Annotated in this window: 21 protein-coding genes and 1 tRNA gene; 3 read left to right on the top strand and 19 right to left on the bottom strand. The window is 47.2% G+C overall.

Annotated elements, in window-relative coordinates:
- Positions 1–81 precede the first annotated feature (81 nt).
- The 12 genes from QZ367_RS01440 to QZ367_RS01385 form a co-directional block, all read right to left on the bottom strand.
- Positions 82–510, bottom strand: a complete 429-nt coding sequence (locus QZ367_RS01440; RefSeq protein ID WP_291936320.1) for a hypothetical protein — start codon at positions 508–510, stop codon at positions 82–84.
- A 485-nt stretch (positions 511–995) separates the two neighbouring features.
- A complete protein-coding gene (locus QZ367_RS01435) occupies positions 996–1,778 on the bottom strand; it encodes a tetratricopeptide repeat protein (protein ID WP_291936317.1) in 783 nt (260 codons plus the stop codon).
- 463 nt (positions 1,779–2,241) lie between these two features.
- Complete coding sequence (argS, locus tag QZ367_RS01430) at positions 2,242–4,038, bottom strand: arginine--tRNA ligase (protein WP_291936314.1); 1,797 nt, start codon at positions 4,036–4,038, stop codon at positions 2,242–2,244.
- A gap of 5 nt (positions 4,039–4,043) precedes the next feature.
- On the bottom strand, positions 4,044–4,259 hold the full coding sequence (gene tatA, locus QZ367_RS01425) for a twin-arginine translocase TatA/TatE family subunit (protein ID WP_291936310.1): 216 nt from the start codon (positions 4,257–4,259) through the stop codon (positions 4,044–4,046).
- A 10-nt stretch (positions 4,260–4,269) separates the two neighbouring features.
- On the bottom strand, positions 4,270–4,884 hold the full coding sequence (gmk, locus tag QZ367_RS01420) for a guanylate kinase (protein WP_291936305.1): 615 nt from the start codon (positions 4,882–4,884) through the stop codon (positions 4,270–4,272).
- Positions 4,884–6,944, bottom strand: coding sequence for a hypothetical protein (locus tag QZ367_RS01415; protein WP_291936304.1), 2,061 nt, complete (start codon positions 6,942–6,944; stop codon positions 4,884–4,886). Before QZ367_RS01415 ends, gmk begins: the two co-directional genes overlap by 1 nt.
- 57 nt (positions 6,945–7,001) lie before the next feature.
- Positions 7,002–7,643, bottom strand: coding sequence for an ABC transporter ATP-binding protein (locus QZ367_RS01410; RefSeq protein ID WP_291936303.1), 642 nt, complete (start codon positions 7,641–7,643; stop codon positions 7,002–7,004).
- Positions 7,644–7,645: 2 nt separating this feature from the next.
- Positions 7,646–8,710 carry a translation elongation factor Ts gene (gene tsf / locus QZ367_RS01405; RefSeq protein ID WP_291936301.1) on the bottom strand — a complete coding sequence of 355 codons (1,065 nt, stop codon included), beginning with the start codon at positions 8,708–8,710 and terminating at the stop codon, positions 7,646–7,648.
- Entirely contained in the window at positions 8,710–9,507 is a 798-nt protein-coding gene (gene rpsB / locus QZ367_RS01400; protein ID WP_177388980.1) for a 30S ribosomal protein S2, read from the bottom strand. The genes tsf and rpsB overlap by 1 nt, the downstream gene beginning before the upstream one ends.
- Positions 9,508–9,810: 303 nt before the next feature.
- Positions 9,811–10,341, bottom strand: coding sequence for a hypothetical protein (locus tag QZ367_RS01395; RefSeq protein WP_291936291.1), 531 nt, complete (start codon positions 10,339–10,341; stop codon positions 9,811–9,813).
- 36 nt (positions 10,342–10,377) lie between these two features.
- Positions 10,378–10,788 carry a hypothetical protein gene (locus tag QZ367_RS01390; RefSeq protein ID WP_291936288.1) on the bottom strand — a complete coding sequence of 137 codons (411 nt, stop codon included), beginning with the start codon at positions 10,786–10,788 and terminating at the stop codon, positions 10,378–10,380.
- 26 nt (positions 10,789–10,814) lie between these two features.
- Positions 10,815–11,279 (bottom strand): hypothetical protein, encoded by a 465-nt coding sequence (locus QZ367_RS01385; RefSeq protein ID WP_291936285.1) that lies wholly within the window; start codon positions 11,277–11,279, stop codon positions 10,815–10,817.
- 98 nt (positions 11,280–11,377) lie between these two features.
- Here QZ367_RS01385 and QZ367_RS01380 point away from each other — a divergent pair, with 98 nt between their 5' ends.
- On the top strand, positions 11,378–11,647 hold the full coding sequence (locus QZ367_RS01380; protein ID WP_291936283.1) for a helix-turn-helix domain-containing protein: 270 nt from the start codon (positions 11,378–11,380) through the stop codon (positions 11,645–11,647).
- Here QZ367_RS01380 and QZ367_RS01375 read toward each other — a convergent pair.
- The 6 genes from QZ367_RS01375 to mnmG form a co-directional block, all read right to left on the bottom strand.
- On the bottom strand, positions 11,644–12,372 hold the full coding sequence (locus QZ367_RS01375) for a polyphenol oxidase family protein (RefSeq protein ID WP_291936280.1): 729 nt from the start codon (positions 12,370–12,372) through the stop codon (positions 11,644–11,646). The genes QZ367_RS01380 and QZ367_RS01375 overlap by 4 nt on opposite strands.
- Before the next feature lie 10 nt (positions 12,373–12,382).
- On the bottom strand, positions 12,383–13,255 hold the full coding sequence (locus tag QZ367_RS10365; protein WP_367116666.1) for a riboflavin synthase: 873 nt from the start codon (positions 13,253–13,255) through the stop codon (positions 12,383–12,385).
- A 101-nt stretch (positions 13,256–13,356) separates the two neighbouring features.
- Complete coding sequence (locus tag QZ367_RS01360; protein WP_291936277.1) at positions 13,357–13,677, bottom strand: c-type cytochrome; 321 nt, start codon at positions 13,675–13,677, stop codon at positions 13,357–13,359.
- 278 nt (positions 13,678–13,955) lie between these two features.
- Positions 13,956–15,509, bottom strand: coding sequence for a cyclic peptide export ABC transporter (locus QZ367_RS01355; protein ID WP_291936275.1), 1,554 nt, complete (start codon positions 15,507–15,509; stop codon positions 13,956–13,958).
- 324 nt (positions 15,510–15,833) lie between these two features.
- Complete coding sequence (locus QZ367_RS01350; RefSeq protein ID WP_291936273.1) at positions 15,834–16,592, bottom strand: hypothetical protein; 759 nt, start codon at positions 16,590–16,592, stop codon at positions 15,834–15,836.
- A gap of 63 nt (positions 16,593–16,655) precedes the next feature.
- Positions 16,656–18,530: a tRNA uridine-5-carboxymethylaminomethyl(34) synthesis enzyme MnmG gene (gene mnmG / locus QZ367_RS01345; protein WP_291936270.1), complete on the bottom strand. Its 1,875-nt coding sequence runs from the start codon at positions 18,528–18,530 to the stop codon at positions 16,656–16,658.
- Positions 18,531–18,861: 331 nt separating this feature from the next.
- On the opposite strand from mnmG, the gene bioB reads away from it, so the two are divergent.
- On the top strand, positions 18,862–19,851 hold the full coding sequence (bioB, locus tag QZ367_RS01340; RefSeq protein ID WP_291936267.1) for a biotin synthase BioB: 990 nt from the start codon (positions 18,862–18,864) through the stop codon (positions 19,849–19,851).
- A gap of 39 nt (positions 19,852–19,890) precedes the next feature.
- The gene (locus QZ367_RS01335) at positions 19,891–20,316 is read left to right on the top strand and encodes a hypothetical protein (protein ID WP_291936263.1); all 426 of its coding nucleotides are present in this window, start codon (positions 19,891–19,893) and stop codon (positions 20,314–20,316) included.
- A gap of 180 nt (positions 20,317–20,496) precedes the next feature.
- On the opposite strand, the gene QZ367_RS01330 is transcribed toward QZ367_RS01335, so the two are convergent.
- Positions 20,497–20,571: transfer RNA gene (locus QZ367_RS01330), tRNA-Glu, on the bottom strand.
- Between the last annotated feature and the right edge of the window lie 304 nt (positions 20,572–20,875).

Raw genomic sequence — 20,875 nt, 5'->3', positions numbered from 1 at the left:
ATTTGCGCCGCAAAGATACGGCGGCGTGAGTAAATTTTATTCGGCGGATTAAATTTATGAAATTTACGCCACGGCGGCGATCTACTCGGACGTGCGTTGATTCAGCCACGCTCTCAGATTATCCGCACCCTCTTTTAGCACCCCAAATCCTGCGGCGGCAACACAGACAAAATTAATTAGAGAGCCCCTCCCGCCGACGTTTAAAATCCCAAAGCCTACGATCCACAGCGCCGCGCCGAAACCCAGCGTGCACACGGCGGTCGCGATCCCCAGCTTGCGGCGCAAAGGGCTTGGTTTGCGTACCACCTGAACTCGAGTGATCACGTAGCTGCCCGCATATCCTCCGCGGATGAAATACGCGCGCGCAGGCTCGCCCTCCTCTACGGGGATATCGTTAAACTCGCCGCGCAGTTTCACACCGTCTATCTCGAAAAATACCCAAATTTTGCTATTTCCTCTTGCAGTGTGGACGCGGAGATTTCGAACCTCGCCCGTGATCTCATATTCCAATTTGTCTCCTCAAACATAGCTCCGCGCTTTGCTTCCGCGCTAAATTCCGCGCCGTAAAATTTTAAAATCAAAATTTATGCCTTGCTCGCAGCACTGTCCGTAAAATTTTAAAGTTGAACCTCTACAAGCACTAAATTTAGAACTAAGCCTTAAAAATTTTATAGCAATAGAATTCCAAATAAAGCTCGCCGCTAAATTTAGCAAGCCATATGTGCGGGCTATCTGGACCTTGCCGAATTTCGCACATCGCAAAATCGCGGCGAAATTGCGTGCGCTACAAAAGCTCACAAACCCATCGCGGCAATATCACAGACAAAGCCCATCGAAAAAACTGATACCGCGCGACGAGTAGCGTAGATAGACGGTGCAAGGCAGGTAGCACAACAAACGCCATACGACAGACGGTGCACGGCGAGCAATACAAAACAGGCGGCGTGCACGGCAGGCAGTGCAAATCGGCAAATGTGCGCCGGGCTACCAAGCGCCTACTTCTTTAAAATTTCGTTTTTCATGAATTCGTAGAGCTGGCAGGATTTTTTATTGCCCGCGTCGCAGCCCTTTTTGACGCATCCAAGCCCCTTGGAAAATCCGCGCAGATCCCCCTTGCTCACATACAAATAGCCTAAATTATTGCAGGCATCGCCGTAGCCCAGCTCGCAGGATTTGGTGTAAAGCTTCTCCGCCTTGTCGCGATCCTGCGGCGCGCCGAGACCCTTATCATACGCAACGCCGGCGTTATAGCAGCTATCCACTAGCCCGCCGTCGCAACCTCGCTCGAAAAAGCTCACCGCCTTTGCAGGATCCGCCGCGAGCCCAAAACCGCCCGTGAAATAGACCACGCCCGCATTATGACAGCTTTTGGCGTAGCCCAAATCGCAGGCCTTGACATAGTGCCGAGCTGCCGCAACGAAGTCCCTACTCAGGCGCCCTCGCTGATATAGGTTGCCTAGCTTGTGGCAGGCTACGGCGACGTTTTTATCGCACGCTGCGGCATAAAATACGCCCGCTTGCGTCGCATTGCCCTCGCCGTCGTATAGGGCACCCAAATCAAAGCAGCTATCTTTCTCGCCCGCCTCGCAAGCCTTAGCAAGAGCGAACTTGGCGCCATCGTAATCTCCGCGGGAGAGCTTGTCGCGCCCCAGCTGCGCGCAGCTTACGCCATCGCCGCGGTAGCACTTAAACGATAAAATGGGCGACGGCAAAAAAAGCACCATAACCAAGATGCAAACGGCAATCGAAAGCGCCGCTATGTCGATGATCTTTCTCATATTTATCCTTTTTGCGGCAATGCGCCGCGGAGCTTAAGGAGCGGTCTTACAGGCAAATCCCGCCCGAGTAAATTTCGCGGATGAAATTCCCTCACATGAAATTTGATCTGCGCAAAATTTTAGTACTTCAAGCCTTGTTTTAAAATTTTACTTAAAGCTTCCGCGCCGTAAAATTTTAGAATTTCAAAATTCCGCAAGCGGTAAATTTACGACCGAATTTAAATTTTACGAACAAGGCCCAGTGCAGTAGCAATACCGCGAAATCGCTCGCAAAATTCTAAAATCAAAATTTTACGAGCCGCAAATTTAGAACTAGCTTTAAAATTTTATAGCGATAGAATTTTAAGTCAAATTTCGCGATAAAATTTCATCCCAGATTCCGCCGTAAAATTTCGCTTTGTATTTAAATCATAGAATTTCGTTCGTGAGATTTAGGCTATCGGCGCGAATGTAGCCTGTGCGGCTACATTTTTTCTTTCGCGTTTAGACCCATCAGAGCAAACGCCGTGCGGATACTGAGTGCCACGAGCGCGAACAGCTTGAGTTTCGCGTCCTCGTTCTCGCTGCCTACGACGCGGTTTTCGTTATAGTATTTGTGAAAGTCCGCCGCGAGTGCCTTTAGGAAATCTGGCAGCTTCTGCAAGCCGCGCGAATTAAATGCGTCGTTTAAAATTTCATTCAAGCCAAGCGCCGCAAAAGCTAAGCCGAGCCCCGCTTCATCTAGCGCGCCGAAGTCCGCGCCCAAGACGTCCGCCTCGCTCTTGCCCGCTTTGGTAAAAATTTGATTGACCCGCGCGTGAGCGTAGTTGATGTAAAAGATCGGATTACTGCTGTCCTCGCGCGCAAGCTCGTCCACGTCGAACTCAAGCGGCGTCTCGCCCTTTTTGCTGATGAAGATAAAGCGCATCGCATCTCTACCGATCGCGGCAAGCACGTCGCTCATCAAAATCGCGTTGCCCGCGCGCTTACTCATCTTGTAAGTCTGCCCGTCTTTGAGCAAATTTACCATCTGCATTAGGATAATCTCGAGCCTGCTTTCGTCGTAGCCCAGAAAATGCACGGCGGCCTTTAATCGCGCGATGTAGCCGTGGTGATCGGCTCCCCAGATGTTAATGCAGCGCTCATATCCGCGCTCAAATTTGTTGTTGTGATAGACGATATCGCCCGCAAGATAGGTCGGGCGCGCATCCTCGCGGATGACGACGCGATCTTTTTCGTCGCCGAGCTGCGATGAGCGGATCCAAATTTTGCCGTCCTGCTCATACATCTTGCCGCTGCGCTCAAGCTTCTTAATCGTAGGCCCAAGCTCGCCGTAGAGGCTCTTTTCACTAGCCCAGTTTTGGATATGGATGCCGGCGTCTGCGAGATCTTTTTGGATGATCTTTAGCACTTCGTCCTTAGCGAACTCCGCGAGCTGCAAGATCCGCGATTCGTCGCGGAAAATTTCATCGCCGAATTGGGCGCGCGCAAGAGGGATGATCTCATCGATATACTCGCCGCGATAGTATTTCTCGGGATAGCTCACGTCCTCGCCTGCGAGCTCGCGCGCACGAAGCGCGATCGAAGTGCCCAAAAGCTCGATCTGATTGCCCGCGTCGTTGATGTAGTACTCGGTATCGACGCGGTGCCCCAAATAGCCTCCGATGCGCGCGAACGTATCGCCGTAAACGGCGCCGCGCACGTGCCCGATATGAAGCGGACCGGTCGGATTGGCGCTGATGTATTCGAGCAGAATTTTTTGCGGCATAGTGGCGGAATTCTGCGTCTCATCGCAATTTGATGCTGCGATGGAATTTGACGCCGCCTCGGAATTCTGCGAAATAAAATTTTGCCTAGCGGCGGAATTTCGCGATTTGGCGGCGTCATTACCGCTCGCAGCTAGATTCGCAGCGTAACCTTTGCTAGCAGGCTCGCTCGCGCAAAGCTTTTCCGAGGCCGGTAAAATTCCATGTCCAAGCTCGGCGTCGTTTTTCGCAAAATTGCCGCCCAGTTTAAGGGCATTTTCAGCAAGAGCACCCAACACAGCAGGCTTTAGGTGAAAATTTAGATAGCCGTTCACCGCCGTGGCGCTTAAAATTTCGCTATCTTTAAATTTAGCCGCAAGCTCCTCAGCGATGAGCTTAGGCGCCTTTCGCAGCTCCTTAGCCAGCGCGAAAGCCTCGGGCGAGGCGTAATGAGCCAAACTCTTATCTTTGGGTTTTTCTAAAACGACTTCGCGAGATAAAATTTTAAAAATTTCGTTTAAGACTAAATTTTTCAAATCCCTTACGCCTTTTTAGTATCGCTGATTTCGGCGTCTTTAACCTCTTGCTCCATCTTTTTCTCGACCTTTTGCGGTTCGTCGTCCTCTTCCATCTCTTTTTTGAAAGTCTTTATGCCCTGTCCTAGACCCTTTGCAAGCTCTGGGATTTTTTTCGCTCCAAACATCAACACAACAACGATCAAAACGATCAGCCAGTGACCAATACTCATAGAACCCATTTTTTCTCCTTTAAATTTTCCAAATTTCGATTAGCTTGCCTATGTCGCGGCTCGCCGTTTCTAGTTTGATAGTTTTGTAGATTGATCTCAAATTTTCATACGCCGCTTCCAAGCGGTCGTTTATTATGAAATAATCATACTCGCCTAGGCGCTCCATCTCCTCTTGCGCGTTTTGCAGGCGTAAAGCAATATCGGCAGGATCATTATCGCCGCGAGCGCGTAACCTATCTCTAAGCTCCGACAAGCTCGGCGTAGTAATAAATACGCTAGTAAGCTCGCTTTTAGGCACTTTGCTACGCACGATCTCATATCCTTGCACATCGATGTCAAAAATCACGATCTTACCCCGCTCAAGCTCGCTCGTAGCAGCTTTTAGCGAAGTACCGTAGTATTTGCCGTGGACCAACGCCCACTCTAAAAACTCCCCACGCTCGATGCCTGCGCGAAACTCGCTCTCGCTTATGAAATGATAATTCACACCATCCGCTTCGCCCGCACGCATTTCGCGCGTCGTAGAGGAGATCGAGAAATATATCTGCTCGCCAAATTCTGCGATAAGACGCTTTATGAGCGTACTTTTGCCGCTGCCGCTAGGACCGGAGACGAGCAAAATTTTGCCTTTCACTATCTATCTCCAAACGATATGTCGATATTGATCTTAAAGTCCTTCAGCGCGTCTTTAGCATCCTTGCTGCCCGCAAATTTCTCGATCGTGTTTGCGATGCCCGCTTCCAGATCATCGCGCAACTTGGTTTTCAGCTCCTCGGCACTCGGTTTTTTACCATGCTCGTTACGCAGCGGCTCGCTTTTAGAGCTAGGCTCTAACTCGCTTGCCATAAGGCTGGCAAATTCCGCCGCAGCCGAAGCGGCAAGCTCATTCGGCGTAGATTGCGCGCCAAATTTCATCTCATTTACCTGCTCGGACGCGCCGAATTTATGCGTTTTAAATTCTACGCGCTCCGAAGCCTTTGATATAGGCTTTGAAGCATTAAATTTTATCTGCTGCGCGGCGCTCTTTGCGGGCTTGCCGGATTTAAATTGCTCGCTATCTGCGGAGCTTGCGGCAAACGAGTTTGCAAAATCGCCCTCCATAGCGCGCAAAAATCCGTCCGCAAACCCGCCAGCAACGCTATTGGCTTGCTCGCTTTGCTTCGGTAAATCTGAGGCATCTAATATGTGCGGTAAGTTTAGCTCCGAAAAATTCGGCGCAGGAGTAGAATTTGCAGAAGCTACGAAATTCGCGGAAGCTGCGAAATTGGCGCTAATTGAATCCCCTGCTTCATTATGAGCAGACATAAGCGTATTCTGTGCAAATCCGCCAGTAAATTCCATACTTTGAAACGGAACGGCGTTATAAAGATTTTCACGAGGTATATTGCCCGCACCCGCTAACGCAATCGGCGTATCTGAAGCGACCTCGTATTGAGACGAAATTTGCATTTTTTGAAAATCCGTAGCCGCTGTATTTTTATCCTCTTTTTCATCAGAAGCAAACGCAGCCGCGGCAAAATTATCATATCCGCCAAACTCCTCCACGGGCATGCCGGCACTATCGAAAAGCCTGGAAAAATCCATATCAAATCCGCTGTTAACAGGTGCGCCAGCTGCATCTTGCACTACTTGCGAGGCAGATTTTTTTTCCTCTGTTTTATAGGCAAATGAGCCATCTGACTCATGCTGTTTAAGCGTAACGTCCGCAGAGTCTTTCGCTTCCTCTAGATTAGGCCCAGCGTCTGCCTTTTTTTCAACAGCAGTTTCATTAGAGCTGCCAGCTCTTTGCGGCTCGTCTTGCTGCGCAAGCGGTAAAGTTTCGCTTGCCCGTGTGGCAGGAATTTCATCTTCTGTCTGCGATTTATCTATTTTGGAATTCTTAGGATTTTCATCATCTAGCGCCGCTAGAGCTATCGGAGCGTCATCCTTTGCGAGTGGAATTTCATCTTGAGGCGCGTGATTACTTTCGGCAGGCTCGCTTGCGCCGATACTATTTAGCGGCACATCCTCAGGAATATCACTAGCAGCTAAGTTTAGAGGCATATCATCTGCGATATTATCCGCAATCTTTTCTGCGACGGCGTTAAGCGGCGTATCATCGGCGATGGTGTCCGCAAGAGCTGCTTCATCTGCAAGCTGTGAGAGTGGAATATCATCTGCGATCTCGTCCGTGCGCGGCATATCACCTACCAACTGCGAAAGCGGGACATCATCTGCAATCTCGGGCGCTATGTCGCTTGCCAGCTGCGAAAGCGGTATATCCTTGCCGGAGTCGTAAAAGCTATCCACGAGCTCTTCAAAATTACTGCCCGAAGCGGAATTTGCCTGGTCAATCGCATCGATCTCTTTCATCACAGAGCTTGCGTCGGCAAATTCTTTCGCCATTTTTTCTTTCGCCTGCACACTCATATTTTGAACCGAAAATTCGCTGATAAACGTGATGAGCTCAAGCGGCGAAAAAGGCTTAGTAAGGGTGTATCGCGCTCCTGGGACCGAGACATTTTTAGGCGTCAGAAATAGCGTCTTATTAAGATCAAATTTTGAAATATCATCGCCATCTTCATAATTTTTTATCGTCAAATCATATTCACTCTCGTCCGCACTATATGCTACCAGATCCGCACCGATGCGCTCGCAGCAAATATTTACGACACTTGCAACCTGCTCATTGTGATTGTCAAGTAGAATTTTCATTTATGACCTTTTAGAAAGAATTTGGGCTATTGTAAGATATTTTTGGTTATTAATTGCTTATATTTGCGCTAAATTTCGGTTATTTAGGCGATAAACTTTGCAGCATTTTTGCGCTAAATTCTCATCGTGGGTCACGAGCACGAGCGCGCCACGGCTGGATTTTACGTAATCAAAAATCACGTCCATGACCTCGTTTGCGGTATCTTTGTCTAAATTTCCAGTAGGCTCGTCGGCAAAGATTATGCGCGGCTTTTTGCAAAGTATACGGGCGATACTCACGCGCTGCTGCTGTCCGCCGCTAAGCTCGCCCACGCCTTGCTTTAAAGTATGTTCGATCTGAAGCTTTTTTAAAATTTCATCATCTATTGCATTATTCGTAAGTTTAGCAGCGAGTTCGATATTTTCGCCAGAGGAGAAGCCCTTAAAAAGGTAGTGGGATTGAAATATTATGCCGAAGTCGTTGCGGCGAATTTTAAGTCTCTCATCGGAGCTTAGCTCGTAAATACTGCGCCCGCCGTAGATCAACTCGCCCGAGTTCGGTTTTAAAAGCGTGCATAGAATATGAAGCAGGGTCGATTTGCCGCAGCCGCTAACGCCCAAAATGGCGATGCTCTCGCTCTCTTGGACACTTAAGCTTACATTTTCAAAGAGCGTATAATCATACGCGTGAGTAAGATTTACGCCCTTTAGAAGTTCCATATTTAGCCAATTTGAGCCGCTACTTCGGCAGCGAAGTCTTCACTCTTTTTCTCCAGACCCTCGCCCACTTCAAAGCGGACGTATTTTACGATCTCGATCTTGCCGCCTAGTTTTTTAGCTTCTTCGTCAATCACCTGCTCAACGGTTTTTTTATCGTCCATAACGTAAAATTGCCCTAGCAGCGTGAGGCGCTGATCGATTTGAGTATTATCGGCGATGAAGCGATCGATCTGGCCCGGTAAAATTTTATCCCAAATTTTTTCAGGTTTATTTTGTTTGCGAAGCTCGTCTTTTAAAACTTCGATCTCTTTGGCTAAAATTTCGTCCGTTAAATGCGCGCGCGAGCCGAACCGCGGGATCTTATGAAGCGGCTTGCCTAAGCGTACGAACTCCTCATTTTCCTTCTCAAACTCGCCTTTAAGAGCTAAGAATTCTTTTTCGATAAAACCGGGATCAAGCTCTTTATAGCTGATAACCTGAGGTTTCATCGCGGCTGCATGCATGCAGAGATTTTTTATAAGCTCCTTCGCACCCTCTGCAGTCCGCTCACTGTCGCAAGCTGCGGCGATGATGACGCCTACGCGACCGTTTGAGTGTAGGTAGCCGTTTACCACGCCGTTTGCGCCCGCCTTAATCGTTTCAAATCTTCTAACGACCAAATTTTCGCCAATCGTAGCGATCTGACTCTTTAGATGCTCGTCAAATTTAACGCCGTCGATGATGCTGGAATTTAGCTCATCAATGCTGCTAATGCCCTTGCTTTGGATATGTAGAGTAGTATTTTTAACTAAATTTATAAAATTTTGATTTTTAGCTACGAAGTCGGTTTCGGAATTTATCTCGCTTATCGTGGCGATCTTATGATCCGCGCCCACTTCGACGCTCACTAGACCCTCGCTAGCTAGGCGGTCGGCTTTTTTAGCAGCCTTTCCAAGGCCCTTTTCGCGAAGCAGATCGACGGCCTTATCCATATCGCCGTCTGTTTCAACTAAAGCCTTTTTGCAGTCCATCATCCCCGCTCCGGTGCTCTCGCGGAGCTCTTTTACCATTTGCGCGCTGATTTCCATTACTCTTCGTCCTCGCTTACGTCAAAATCCTCTTCGCTCATCGCCTCAGCTACGACTTCCTCTTTCTCCTCGTCGCTGATGGCTTCGCTCTGCTCGACATCCTCGCTCGCATCTTGATCGCGAAGCGCCTTGCCTTCGTTGATCGCCTCAGCCATCTCTTGGCAGAAAAGCTGAACCGAGCGGATCGCATCGTCGTTGCCCGGAATCGGGAAATCGACTACATCCGGATCGCAGTTCGTATCCAAAGGCGCGATAACCGGCATTTTTAGGCGGTTAGCTTCCGCTACGGCGATCTTTTCTTTTACAACATCGATGACGAAGATCATATCGGGAAGGCCCTTCATATTGCGAATACCGCCTAGATAAAGCTCGAGCTTCTCTTTTTTGCGGCGAAGCATTAGCGCCTCTTTTTTAGTTAGTAAATTTATCGAGCCGTCCTCTTCCATAGTCTCGATTACTTCGAGCTTGCGGATCGATTGCTTGATAGTGGAAAAATTCGTCAGCATGCCGCCTAACCATCTGTGGCTCACATAAGGCATGCCGCATTTTTCGGCGTACTCTTTTAGCGTCGCGCCGGCTTGCTTTTTAGTGCCTACGAAAAGTATCGTCTTGCCCTCGGCAGCCGCGTCGCGTACGATATTATAAGTGTAGCGGAAGTAGCGGATAGTTTTTTGTAGATCTATGATGTAGATACCTTTTCTCTCGCCGAAAATGAATTTTTTCATCTTCGGATTCCATCTGCGCGTTTGGTGTCCGAAATGAACGCCGCACTCTAGCAAATCTCTCATTGTTACCATGAGTTTTCTCCTTGTGGGTTGCCCCGAAATTTAGTTTATTCCTCCGCATCCGCCCGTAAATTTGCTCTAAATTTACAACTAAATCAAGGATTGATGCGTGTGAAATGAAATAAGAATTATATTTAAAATTTTATTAAAATAAGCTGATTATAAAAAACGAGGGATCAAGAGCGATATATTGACGCAAAGTTTATTATTTCACCAAGATATCCTTATAATAAAATCTTGTAATTTTTATATAGTACATAAAAAATGGTTAAAAATTTTAGGAATCAACAAAGTTCTATCGTTGATTTTTGGCACTTAATACATCAACTTTGATAGGAAATTTTCAAATTCATTTACTATAAATTCATGAGTTTTTGTTTTATCTGCACCATTAATAATATTGATACTATAGACTGTAGCAAATACAGCGAGTTGATTTACGCAAGTTAAAATTGTTGAAATTTGTCGTCCATATGCCATATAAATCAAAGCTGATACAAATCCATCGTTCTCAGAATATTTTCTAATCACATGTGTCTTAACCTCATTGTCAATTTCGCCATTTAAAATTCCACAAATTTTAAATGCAATGTCAATAAAGTAGCATATGTAAGCTATATCTGTATCGTTATAGTCATATTCCAATCTTACTTGCCATTGCGATTCAAAAAAGGCGCAGACATCAGTAAAATTACTAAATTGTTTTTTAGACCCACGTAAAAGCGTATCTATAACGAGATTTGAAATTCCAACTTTGCCAAGCTTAAAGCCATAGAATTTATCTAAAAATCCTATAAAAACATTTTTGGCTTCAATTTTATTTTTTAAAAATCTCTCAAAGTCCATATTTTATCCTTATTTTAATCTTAGATTACGTAATACTCAGACACCAAGCAATTCAAATTCGGTTTTTATAAAATTCGTGACATCGCCGTCAGCCGCAAGAGTACAAGTTATAAAAATTTGTTTAATCAGTTTCAATTGTTCATCGGCACATTTGTAATTGTACCTTTTAATTACTTTAAGTACAATTCTTTTATATGCATCTATTGACGAAGACAAATCAATAGTACGTATACCCTCGTTTTCTAATAGTATTGTCAATAAAATTGCCGCTTTTTCAAGATTTTGATCTATTTCAGAATATTTATCAGATATTTTCATTGTATCATCTATATTTTCTCTATCTATATCTATGCTGCTAGTAGTATCATCTTCATTATTATTTTTTATGTTATAACTAATTGCCCAAACTATCGCAACTAAAATTATAACAAATATGATATCTCCCATAAAATCCTCCTAATAAAAAATGACTATTAGAAATTTGGAAAATCAGATATAATACGATCATAATCGCCAATTCTATATATTTTCATTATGGCTACGATTATAGCGTATGAAAAAAACTGCACCGTCAAAGGGGTATCTGCCAACGTCAGCATACATTCCCCATCGGTTGATGTTCTTATACACATTGTAGTAATAAAATTTTGTCGTAAATTCATCTGCATATCAAGCAATATATCACCCGCAACAGTATCATATGTCATAAACGGTACTTGATATTTATCCTTTGAAATTCCGCTATCCTCGCAAAATCTTAACGACAGACGATCGTCGCTGTGATACATAGGACATAATTGCTCATAAATAAATTCTTCAGCATCTGATCTGATATTAAATTCATGCATGATCTTTTCGAAAGCAATTTGAACATATGGTGGGATTAGTAGTATCTTTTTGGTTTCTAATATCTCTTTTAAAATTTTTATATTTTCCATAATTTGCATCCAAATTTTAAAATTTCTAACTATAGTTAGTTGATAGCGGATTATAATCCAAATATACTTATGGTTAGTTTAATTATAGGTAGGTGTATTTGAAGGATTGCACGATAACCGATGAGAAGATGGACGCTATTTACAAGGCTATCGGCGATAATGTCAAGCGCATCAGAACGGTAAAAGGCGTTTCGCAGCTTTCACTCGCCCTCGCTATTGGACACAAAGCCGTAGGAACGATCTCAATGGCTGAACTTCATATCAATAAAAAACATTTCAATATCGAGCATTTGATAAAAATAGCAGATGTTTTGGAAGTAGATATTTCAGAATTTTTTGCTTTTGATCCACAGCCACAAGCCGATTAAATTTTATTCATCACAAAGCCGCAGAAGCGCCCCGTGACGCCATCTCTGCGGTAAGAAAAATGCCGATCGCTCTCGAAGGTGCAGCGCGGATCAAATTTAACGTTTCGCACCCCCGCAGCTGCGAGCTCATCGCGAAGTGCGTCGTTTAGATCGAAATGCCCCTGCGTTTTGTAGCGCTCGAACTCGCCCAGATCAAGCCCGCCGAGTTCGTAATTTCTCGCCTTGATATTAGCGCCCACGAATACCTTCAGCTCCGCAGCGACGCAGCCGAAGCGCTCGCTCATCAAATTTATCGCATTCGTGCAGATCCGCCCTATCACGCCCGCGCGCCCCGCATGCACCGCAGCAACCACGCCGCGTCGCTCGTCCGCGATCAAAACGGGCGAACAGTCCGCTACCAGCACGCACAGCGCTGCGCCGCGCAAATCGGTCACGAGCCCGTCGCAGGGTGGGATTTCATCGCTGCCTGCGCGTAAAATTTCAACCTTGCTCGAGTGGATCTGGCGCATAAATTTTAAATTTCGAGGCGCGATACCGAGCGCAGCGGCTAAAATTTCGCGATTTTGCGCGACGTTTTGCGGATCGTCGCCTACGTGATCTCCTAAATTTAGACTTGCGTAGGCCCCACCGCTTACGCCGCCAAGCCGCGTGCTAAAGCCCGCTAGCACGCCGTGTCCGTCCAATACAAACTCAAGATTTTCTCTGCAAATTTCTATTTTAGCCATCGCGCGCCGCTTAATACAGGCTCAAAATTTTATCTACCGCATCCCACGAAAGCCCATCTTTCCCGCTTGCGGCGCTATCATCACGTGCCGTGTCCATACCGCAGACGGGCTGTCCGCCGGCAAAGCGTATCTGCGCCGCGACGTATCGCGTGAGCAGATCGGTTTCGATATTTACGAGGCGCCCGATTTTGTATGATCCAAAAAGCGTATCCTTAAGCGTGAGCGGGATGATCGTAAGACGAATGGCGCAACTTTGCGCTCCGCTTTTTAAATTTGCGCCCAAAAAGTTTGGATCGCGAACGGAATTTGAGCTGCTAAAATTTTGCCCGCGCAAGCTTACGCCGTTAAAATTTAAGCCTGAGCAGTTAAAATTTGCGCCGCGCGGCTCTTTACGAGTAAAATTTCCGCCGTCAAGACCTTGGCCGTTAAAATTTCGCCCGTGCGAGCCGCCGCTTTCAAGCACTTCGTTGATCGTTAGGCTCACGCCATCGATCGCCACCGAGCCCTTCGGCGCTAGTAGCGGCGCTATGTGCAGCGGTGCGCGGATAAAAAAATCGACGCCGCTTACAAGCTTTGAAATTTTATAAATTTCACCCACGGCATCGACGTGCCCTTGGATCAAATGCCCGTCTATGCGCTCGCCTAGCCGCATCGCTGGCTCGATATGCACCGAGCCACGCAGGTTTTGTGCGGCGATGACGCGCGCCGTTTCGCTCGAAAGCTGCACCGCAAATCCGTCCGCAAAAAGCCGCGTCACGCTCAGGCACGCGCCGTTTACCGCGACGCTATCTCCGAGCGCGGGGCGGTATTTCGCGCGCAGTCGCAGCAAATCGCCGCTAAAGCTCGCAACCTGCGCGATCTCTCTGATCAGTCCGTTAAACATTATAAGCCTTTGGAATTTTTACGTGATATTAGCGTAGAATTTTGAAATTTTAAATTAAGCGAAGTTCGGCGAGCGCAAAGCCCGCCGAATGAAGTTTGAAATTATTTTTTAGAGACGATGAAATCGGCTAGCGCTTCGATCGATTCGTCGTTAAGCGAAGCTGCTTGACCTTTCATAACGCCCATCATTCCAAATTTTCCCTTGCCCTCGCCCAAACTGCCGTCTTTGTAGCCTTTTAGGCTAGCGATGATATCTTCCTTGCTTAGGGTGTTTAGCGCAGGTACTTTGCCGCCAAGATAAGGCTTCTCGGCGTTAGCTCCATGACAGGCCACGCATTTTTTATATAAAGTAGCGCCGTCAGCGGCGAATACACTCGAACTAAACGCCGCAACCGCAGCACATGCAATAAGAACTTTTTTCATTCCTATCCTTTCTTTTTAAATTGTGGGTGCAGTATAATCAAAATTTAGTAAATTTCGGTTAAATTTTTGCAATTTGCGCTAAAGAGGCGAAATTCTATCTACTGCAAACTTTAGCGTAGGGACTTGAAGCGGAATTTGCGCTGTAAAATTTTAAGCAAATTTTACCTTCCCGCTGAAATTTCAATCGTAGAATTTCGTGGCGAAATCCTAAGGCGAATTTCATCTAGACGCTAAATTCCATCGCGAAATTCTGCGTAGAATTTTAAAATTTCACCGCTTTACTTTATGCGAGAAATTTCGCCTCTTTGCATCTTATAAATTTTATCTGCAGCGCCGAAGTATTTATCATCGTGCGAGATCGCAAAGATCGTGTATCCGCGCGATTTCAGCTCGGGCAAAATTTGCTCGTAAAACTCCGCGCGAAACTGCGGATCGAGATCGACCGCAAACTCATCGAGCATCAAAAATTTTCGCCCGTCCATCAGCACGCTTACGAGCGCCAAGCGCTTGCGCTGCCCGCTAGATAGGCTCGTAGTGCTAAATTTAGCCCCCTTTAGCTCAACCTTATCCTGCAGGTGCGTAAGCGCTAGCCACTCGCGCGCGATGTCCGCATCGCCCGTAGCGTAGTCGAAGAGGTAAAAATCGCTGAAAACCGCGCTTATGTTGTTGCTGTAGGCGCGCAGATCAGAGGGTTTAAGGGCCGCGCCGTCGGCTAAAATTTCGCCTGCTTGTGGCGTATAAAGGCCCGCTAAAATCATAAAAAGCGTCGATTTTCCGCTGCCGTTTTCGCCGATCAAAAACACCGTCTCGCCCGCATTTAGCTGCAAGCTTACCCCTTTTATGCCGAATTTTCCGTCTGGATACGAAAAGCCCACGTCTTTAAGCTCCAAGCTGTGCCACGGCTGCATTTGCGCAAGCTCAAAGCCCTGCACGAATGGATCTAAGCCCAGCTCATTGATCTTTGCGTAGGCGATCTTGGCGCGCAGCACGCTAGGAAGCGAGAATATGAGCATCATCAAAGGCGCGCGCAAAAAAAGCACCGTAAGCGCGATCGTTACGGCGTTTGCAAGCTCCGCTTTGCCGCCGCTAAGCCCAAAATAAAGCACAAAGCCTACGGCGCCTAACATCATTACGTTCATAAAATTACTCGCAAACGCGCCGTAAACCTCGGCTCGCAGCGAGCTTTGGCGTAAATTTTGCGCGTTGGGCAAAAAGTCATTTTCGTATAGGCTCTTTGCTTTGGCTAGGCTTAGCGACAGCTCCTTATGCCCCTCGATCGCCGCGGCGTAGTTTTTATACAAAACGTCCTCGTTTTGGCGGTACAGATCGTAATTTTGCATGACTTTTTTCATCAAAAAACGGTTGAAAATCATCAGCGCGCCGATCCAGACGAATAAAAACGCAAACATCATAGGCGCGATGTATAGCACGTAGATGCCGCAAAATAGCACGATCATCGCGCCTTGGATCAGCTCGGAGATACGCATAAAGCCCTCGGTCAGGCGCGAAATATCGCTGGAAAGGGACGCAAGCAGGTTCGCCTTTGACGCAGCCTCGATGCGCTCGAACTTCGTATCGATGATCTGCTTGATGATCTTGGTGCGCAGATCGAATACGAAGTCGTTTTCCATCTTGCAAAGCATGATGCGGCTTAGCACCGAAAGCAGCAGAAATAGCGCCAAGAGTGCGAAAAATAGCGCGATGATTCTGCCGCCTCTTTCGGCGCCGTCAAGTAGATATTTATTGATAAAGCTTAAAATCAAGATCCCTGAACCGCTGTAAATCGCGTTTAACGCGAGCATCGCGAGGATTTGTTTGGTATATTTTTTCATCTTTCGCCCCAATGAAATTTGAGCGCAATTGTGACAAAATTCGCTTGAAAAAACGGTTAAATTTTAAATCCGTTCTCATTTCGCGAATAAAATTTTACCCGGGTTGCGTAAAATTTTGCCGAAGATTTATCCGCTTTTGGCGCGCCAGGAGCGATAAGCTCTATCTGTGTTCATGCCTCTGACAGAAATTAGCAGATAGGATTAAATTTGACGGATCGTAAAATTTAAATCAAATTTAAAAACTTAAAGCGACAGAGTGCAAAATTTAACTATATTTTTAAATTTTATAAACTTTGCCGGCTCTGCTAAAATCTAAATTTAACTCTAGGCATCGCCCTTTTTGTTGCGCTCCGTGATGAATTTGGCTAATAAATTTATCTCCAATTTACTCACTTCAAATAACGCCGTGATTTTCTTTTCGGCTAGGTCTAAATTTTTATTACAAACGACTTTGAAATATCTACGCAGCTCGGCGTAATCGTTTGGATCGCTGATCATAAAATTACAAAACAAACCGTTTTTGCCCTGTAAAAATATCATATCAAAAACGCTATCGACGCCCCCTCCGAAGTGAAAAATGATCTGAGGCAAAAGCACCATGCAGATCGTCGCTAAAATTATAAAAATAGATGTCGCTACGGGCAGAACTACAAACATCGCCGCCATGATAACGACAAGAAATATTATGCCTGATTTACCGCCGACGCTATCTAGCCCGTAATGTATCGGAAGCGCGTAGGATACTGTTTTGTGAAGCTTTCGTATTTGACGCGGCGCAATTTCCGCAAAAATGTTACCGTCAATTATCTTGACGATTTTATCATTATAAAAATAGACATAAGCGTTTCTATAGAAATTCATATCGAATTTTCTCCTGCCTATGACGAGCAAAAAGTATAATGAAATTTTAAACATATCGGAGTTGCCGCCAAAAAATACGTTTCTTAAAATTCCAAAAACCATTAACGCGAGCATTAAAATAATCGAAATTTTTATGACTTGATTAGTTTCGTCTTTGATGACTAGCGGCTCTTTGTCGTAGTCTCTCGCAAATTTTCTCAGACTTAATAACTCATCCTGCATGCTTATTCCTATTTTGTTTGCATAGTCAAATCTACTACGGCTTTCTCACGCCAGACGCACAGGTTACTTCAAGCCAAAATTTTGCTTGATGTAAATGTGCAAAATATCGATCGCGGCGGGCGTTACGCCGCTGATCTCGCTCGCGGCAAACAGCGTCGGCGGCGCAAAGCGATTTAGCTTCTGCACGATCTCGTTGCTAAGCCCTCCGATCTTGCTAAAATCGATCTGCGGGGGGATTGCGACGCCAAGCAGCCCCTTCATCCTCTCGACCTCGGCGCGCTGCATCGCGATGTAAAAATAATACTTGCACTGCGTTAAAATTTCATCCAAAACCTCATCGCTAAAGCCCTCAAAATGCGGCGCCAGAACAAGCAAGCCCGCCTTTGAAAAACCGCTCTGAGAGGCGATTTTTTGCAAGCTACAGCTTTGCGAAATGGGCTCCGCGCCGATGCTTTGCAGCAGGCTAAGCGTCTGTTTCGAAGGGGTAATCTGCGTTTTTAGCAAAAATTCCATTCCGCTCTGCGCGTCGTGCTTAAACTTACGCGCCCGCTCGTAGCTCGCCTCGTCTAAAAGCCCGATCTCGCGACCGTATTCGCTTAGGCGCAGCACGGCGTTGCCCTCGCGCAGCAGCAGGCGAAATTCCGCGCGCGAAGTAAACATTCGGTAAGGCTCGTTCGTGCCCTTGGTAACCAGATCGTCGATCAAAACGCCGATATACGCCTCATCTCTACGCAAAATCAGAGGCTGCCGCCCGCGCAAATCAAGCACGGCGTTGATGCCCGCCATCAGCCCCTGCGCCGCAGCCTCCTCGTAGCCGGTGGTGCCGTTGATCTGCCCCGCCAAAAACAGCCCGCGGATCTTTTTGGTCTCGAGGCTGTGTTTAAGCTCGGTAGGATCGATGAAATCGTACTCGATCGCATAGCCCGGGCGGACGATTTTTGCATTTTCAAAGCCTCTGATCGTGCGCAAAAATGCAATCTGCACGTCGTAAGGAAGGCTCGTAGAAAGCCCGTTTACGTAATACTCCGTAGCCTCGCGCGTCTGCGGCTCGACGAAGACGTGGTGGCGGTCGCGATTTGGGAATTCATAAATTTTAGTCTCGATGCTCGGGCAGTAGCGCGGGCCGGTGCTTGAAATTTGCCCCGTAAACATCGGCGCGCGGGCGAAATTTTCGCGGATGATCTCATGCGTGCGCTCGTTCGTATAAGCGATGAAGCAGGCAAGCTGTTTCGGCGCAAAATCCCTGCTGCGAAAGCTGAAAGGGCGCGGATCCGCGTCGCCGTCTTGGCGCTCAAGCACGCTAAAATCGATCGTCTTAGCATCGATCCTTGGGCAGGTGCCCGTCTTTAGCCGCCCCATTTGCAGCCCCAAGCTTCGTAGCGATTCGGCTAGCTCGACGCTTGCTAACTCGCCCACGCGCCCTGCTTGTAGCTTGTTCTCGCCTACGTGAATTAGCCCGTTTAAAAAGGTGCCGGCGGTGATTATCAGATGCTCGGTCTCATAAACGTTGCCAAGATGGCTCTTAACGCCGCAAACGCGCGGGACGCCATCCTGCTCGCAGGTTAAAATTTCGCTTGCGATCTCCTGGCTTATATCCAACCCCTGCGTGTTTAGCAGCAAATTTCGCATGTAGATGCGGTATTCATCCATATCGATCTGAGCGCGCGAGCCTCGCACGGCGGGGCCCTTGCTCTCGTTTAAAATTCTAAACTGCAGCCCGCACGCATCCGCCGCAAGCCCCATCTGACCGCCCAACGCATCGATCTCCTTTACTAGATGCCCCTTAGCAAGGCCGCCGATTGCTGGGTTACAGCTCGCAGCGCCGATCTGCTCGGCTAAGATCGTAATTAGCAGCGTCTTTGCGCCCATTTTTGCGGCGGCTAAGCTCGCCTCGATACCAGCGTGCCCGCCACCCACAACGATAACGTCGTATTTCATTTTTTACCTTTAAATTTAAAGCCGCAATTTTAGCCAAAATAAAATTTCAAAACGATAAATCGCGCGCAGATACCATGGGTAGCGGCTCGCTATGTATTTTTCATACGCGTAAAATTTTACCGTATCGCGACTTTTAAGCGATTTTAATTTGCGCCGCCGCAAGCGTGCAGACGAGCCGTCCGTAAAGGCTTCGGTACAAAATCGGCGAGCAAGGGCGTAAAATTCCGCGTGAAATTTTTAGCGAAAAATTCCTGCGCCAAAATTTCGCACGCGAGCTTTGCTTTAAATTTCGCATTGTATAATTACGCATTTTTTTCAAAAAGGCTAAGTATTGATAGACAAATTTTATGTTTCTGAGCTGAAAGATCGCGTGATAGGCGGCTGCGAGATTGCAAAGCAGCAGGCGCTAGAGCTGGCGCAGTGCGAGGATTTAGGCGCGCTTTTTGCGGCATCGGATGAGATCAGGCGCGAGTTTTGCGGCGATAAATTTAATCTCTGCACGATCATAAACGTAAAATCGGGGCGCTGTAGCGAGGACTGCAAATACTGCGCGCAGTCGGCGCATTTTAACACGGGCTGCGAGACTTACGAAATTTTGGGCGAGCAGCAGGTACTAAGCGCCGCGCTTGCGAACGAAGCCGAGCAGACGCACCGCTTCTCGCTCGTCGCCAGCGGGCGCGGAATTTCTCAAAAAAGCTCCGATCTTAAGGCATACTGCACGATCTATAAGCGGCTGCGAAGCGAAACGCGGCTGCATCTGTGTGCCTCGCTGGGGATCGCCTCAAAGCCCGTGCTGGCGCTGCTTAAAGCAAGCGGCGTGCAGACCTATCATCACAATCTCGAGACTTCGCGTAAATTTTATCCGCAGATCTGCACGACGCACAGCTACGACGATCGCATCCAAACGATACAAAACTGCCGCGCCGTGGGGCTTGACGTATGTAGCGGCGGGATTTTCGGGCTGGGCGAGGGCATGGAGGATCGCATAGATATGGCGCTGCAGCTGCGAGAGTTGGGCGTTAGCTCCGTGCCGATCAATATCCTGACCCCAATCAAGGGCACTCCGCTGCAAAACGCCGCGCCGTTAGAGCACGATGAAATTTTAAAATCGATCGCGATCTATCGCTTCATCTTGCCGCGCGCGTATCTGCGCTTCGCAGGCGGCAGGCGGAATTTGGGAGAGCACGTGCGCACGGCGCTTGGATGCGGCATCAACTCGGCGCTTACGGGCAATTTCCTAACCACCACCGGCGATAGCATCGCAAGCGATAAGGCGCTTGTGGCGCAGTGCGGGTTCGACCTAGCAAAGGGCGCAGACTAGCGGCGGTCGGGAATTAAAGATAAAATTTAAGAGGCGGCTATGAAGTTAAAATTTTTTCTTGCCTTGGTTTTAGTCGTGTTGCTTGGCGGTTGCTCGCTACTCTCGCAGGGCGACGAGGAGGCTCCATTCTTGGCGGACGCGAGCAGATGCGACGTCATAAGCTCGTTAAATAAGGAGCAGTCAAATCGCTGCGCGAAGCGGCAAAAGATTGACGCCGAAGTCGCGCGAAAGGCGCAAGAGCAGGCGGTATCGCAAGATACGCTTAATTCATTCAGAGCGGACAGCGCGCAAGCTCAGCAAATAGCGCATGAGCAATATATTGCCGCGCAGCAAAGCCTAATGCAGCAGCAAACGCAGCAGCAGCTAGGGCAGATGCAGCAGCGACAAAATATGAGAAATTTACAAAACGAGCAGAACTGGAATCGGCTGCGCAATCTAGAAAATATAAGTAACGGCGGGATTTAGCCGTGAATTTTACAATTTGATCTAAATTTTAATTCGCGCGACTTTAATTCTAGAGCAATTAGCCTAGATAAAAAAATATGATGAAATTTTAATCAACATACTACAAAATCAAATGAGGTCTTAATTTCAAGGGCAGGCAGCCGAATGCTAGAAAATTTTAATTGATTTTAAGTGATGAAATGGTGACCCACAGGAGATTTGAACTCCTGTTACCGGCGTGAGAGGCCAGCGTCCTAACCACTAGACGAGTGGGCCGCGAAATTAAAAGTGAGATGATAGCGAAGTGTATATAAATTTTGGATTAAATTATATAATTTCAACAAAAATAATGCAAAATAAAATTTTCGCCGAAAACTTAAAGCTTTTTGGCATAGCCGTAAATCTTGGTGCTCTAGAGAGTCCGATATGCCGCCCATTCTAGATGGCACATAAATAAGTTCCGTCGTTGCAGCCATAAGCCAAATCGATATCATAAAAGCTTGCTGCGCCTTGCTATCAGCATCAAAAACGCCAATAATTTTATCGCACTGATTTAAAGCAGGTGATAAAAAGCCATTTA

This window comes from Campylobacter sp., from assembly GCF_019423325.1.
GTDB lineage: Bacteria > Campylobacterota > Campylobacteria > Campylobacterales > Campylobacteraceae > Campylobacter_B.
This window is presented reverse-complemented; position numbering and strand designations above follow the sequence as displayed.

Excerpts from the sequence above, each read along its gene's own strand:
- QZ367_RS01390 (WP_291936288.1), bottom strand. The coding sequence starts at position 10,788 with ATGGGAGATATCATATTTGTTATAATTTTAGTTGCGATAGTTTGGGCA.
- QZ367_RS01375 (WP_291936280.1), bottom strand. The coding sequence starts at position 12,372 with ATGGCTAAAATAGAAATTTGCAGAGAAAATCTTGAGTTTGTATTGGAC.
- tsf (WP_291936301.1), bottom strand. The coding sequence starts at position 8,710 with ATGGAAATCAGCGCGCAAATGGTAAAAGAGCTCCGCGAGAGCACCGGA.
- QZ367_RS01350 (WP_291936273.1), bottom strand. The coding sequence starts at position 16,592 with ATGCAGGATGAGTTATTAAGTCTGAGAAAATTTGCGAGAGACTACGAC.
- rpsB (WP_177388980.1), bottom strand. The coding sequence starts at position 9,507 with ATGGTAACAATGAGAGATTTGCTAGAGTGCGGCGTTCATTTCGGACAC.
- QZ367_RS01395 (WP_291936291.1), bottom strand. The coding sequence starts at position 10,341 with ATGGACTTTGAGAGATTTTTAAAAAATAAAATTGAAGCCAAAAATGTT.
- mnmG (WP_291936270.1), bottom strand. The coding sequence starts at position 18,530 with ATGAAATACGACGTTATCGTTGTGGGTGGCGGGCACGCTGGTATCGAG.
- QZ367_RS01355 (WP_291936275.1), bottom strand. The coding sequence starts at position 15,509 with ATGAAAAAATATACCAAACAAATCCTCGCGATGCTCGCGTTAAACGCG.
- QZ367_RS01335 (WP_291936263.1), top strand. The coding sequence starts at position 19,891 with ATGAAGTTAAAATTTTTTCTTGCCTTGGTTTTAGTCGTGTTGCTTGGC.
- QZ367_RS01410 (WP_291936303.1), bottom strand. The coding sequence starts at position 7,643 with ATGGAACTTCTAAAGGGCGTAAATCTTACTCACGCGTATGATTATACG.
- QZ367_RS01435 (WP_291936317.1), bottom strand. The coding sequence starts at position 1,778 with ATGAGAAAGATCATCGACATAGCGGCGCTTTCGATTGCCGTTTGCATC.
- QZ367_RS01385 (WP_291936285.1), bottom strand. The coding sequence starts at position 11,279 with ATGGAAAATATAAAAATTTTAAAAGAGATATTAGAAACCAAAAAGATA.
- QZ367_RS10365 (WP_367116666.1), bottom strand. The coding sequence starts at position 13,255 with ATGTTTAACGGACTGATCAGAGAGATCGCGCAGGTTGCGAGCTTTAGC.
- QZ367_RS01360 (WP_291936277.1), bottom strand. The coding sequence starts at position 13,677 with ATGAAAAAAGTTCTTATTGCATGTGCTGCGGTTGCGGCGTTTAGTTCG.
- QZ367_RS01415 (WP_291936304.1), bottom strand. The coding sequence starts at position 6,944 with ATGAAAATTCTACTTGACAATCACAATGAGCAGGTTGCAAGTGTCGTA.
- tatA (WP_291936310.1), bottom strand. The coding sequence starts at position 4,259 with ATGGGTTCTATGAGTATTGGTCACTGGCTGATCGTTTTGATCGTTGTT.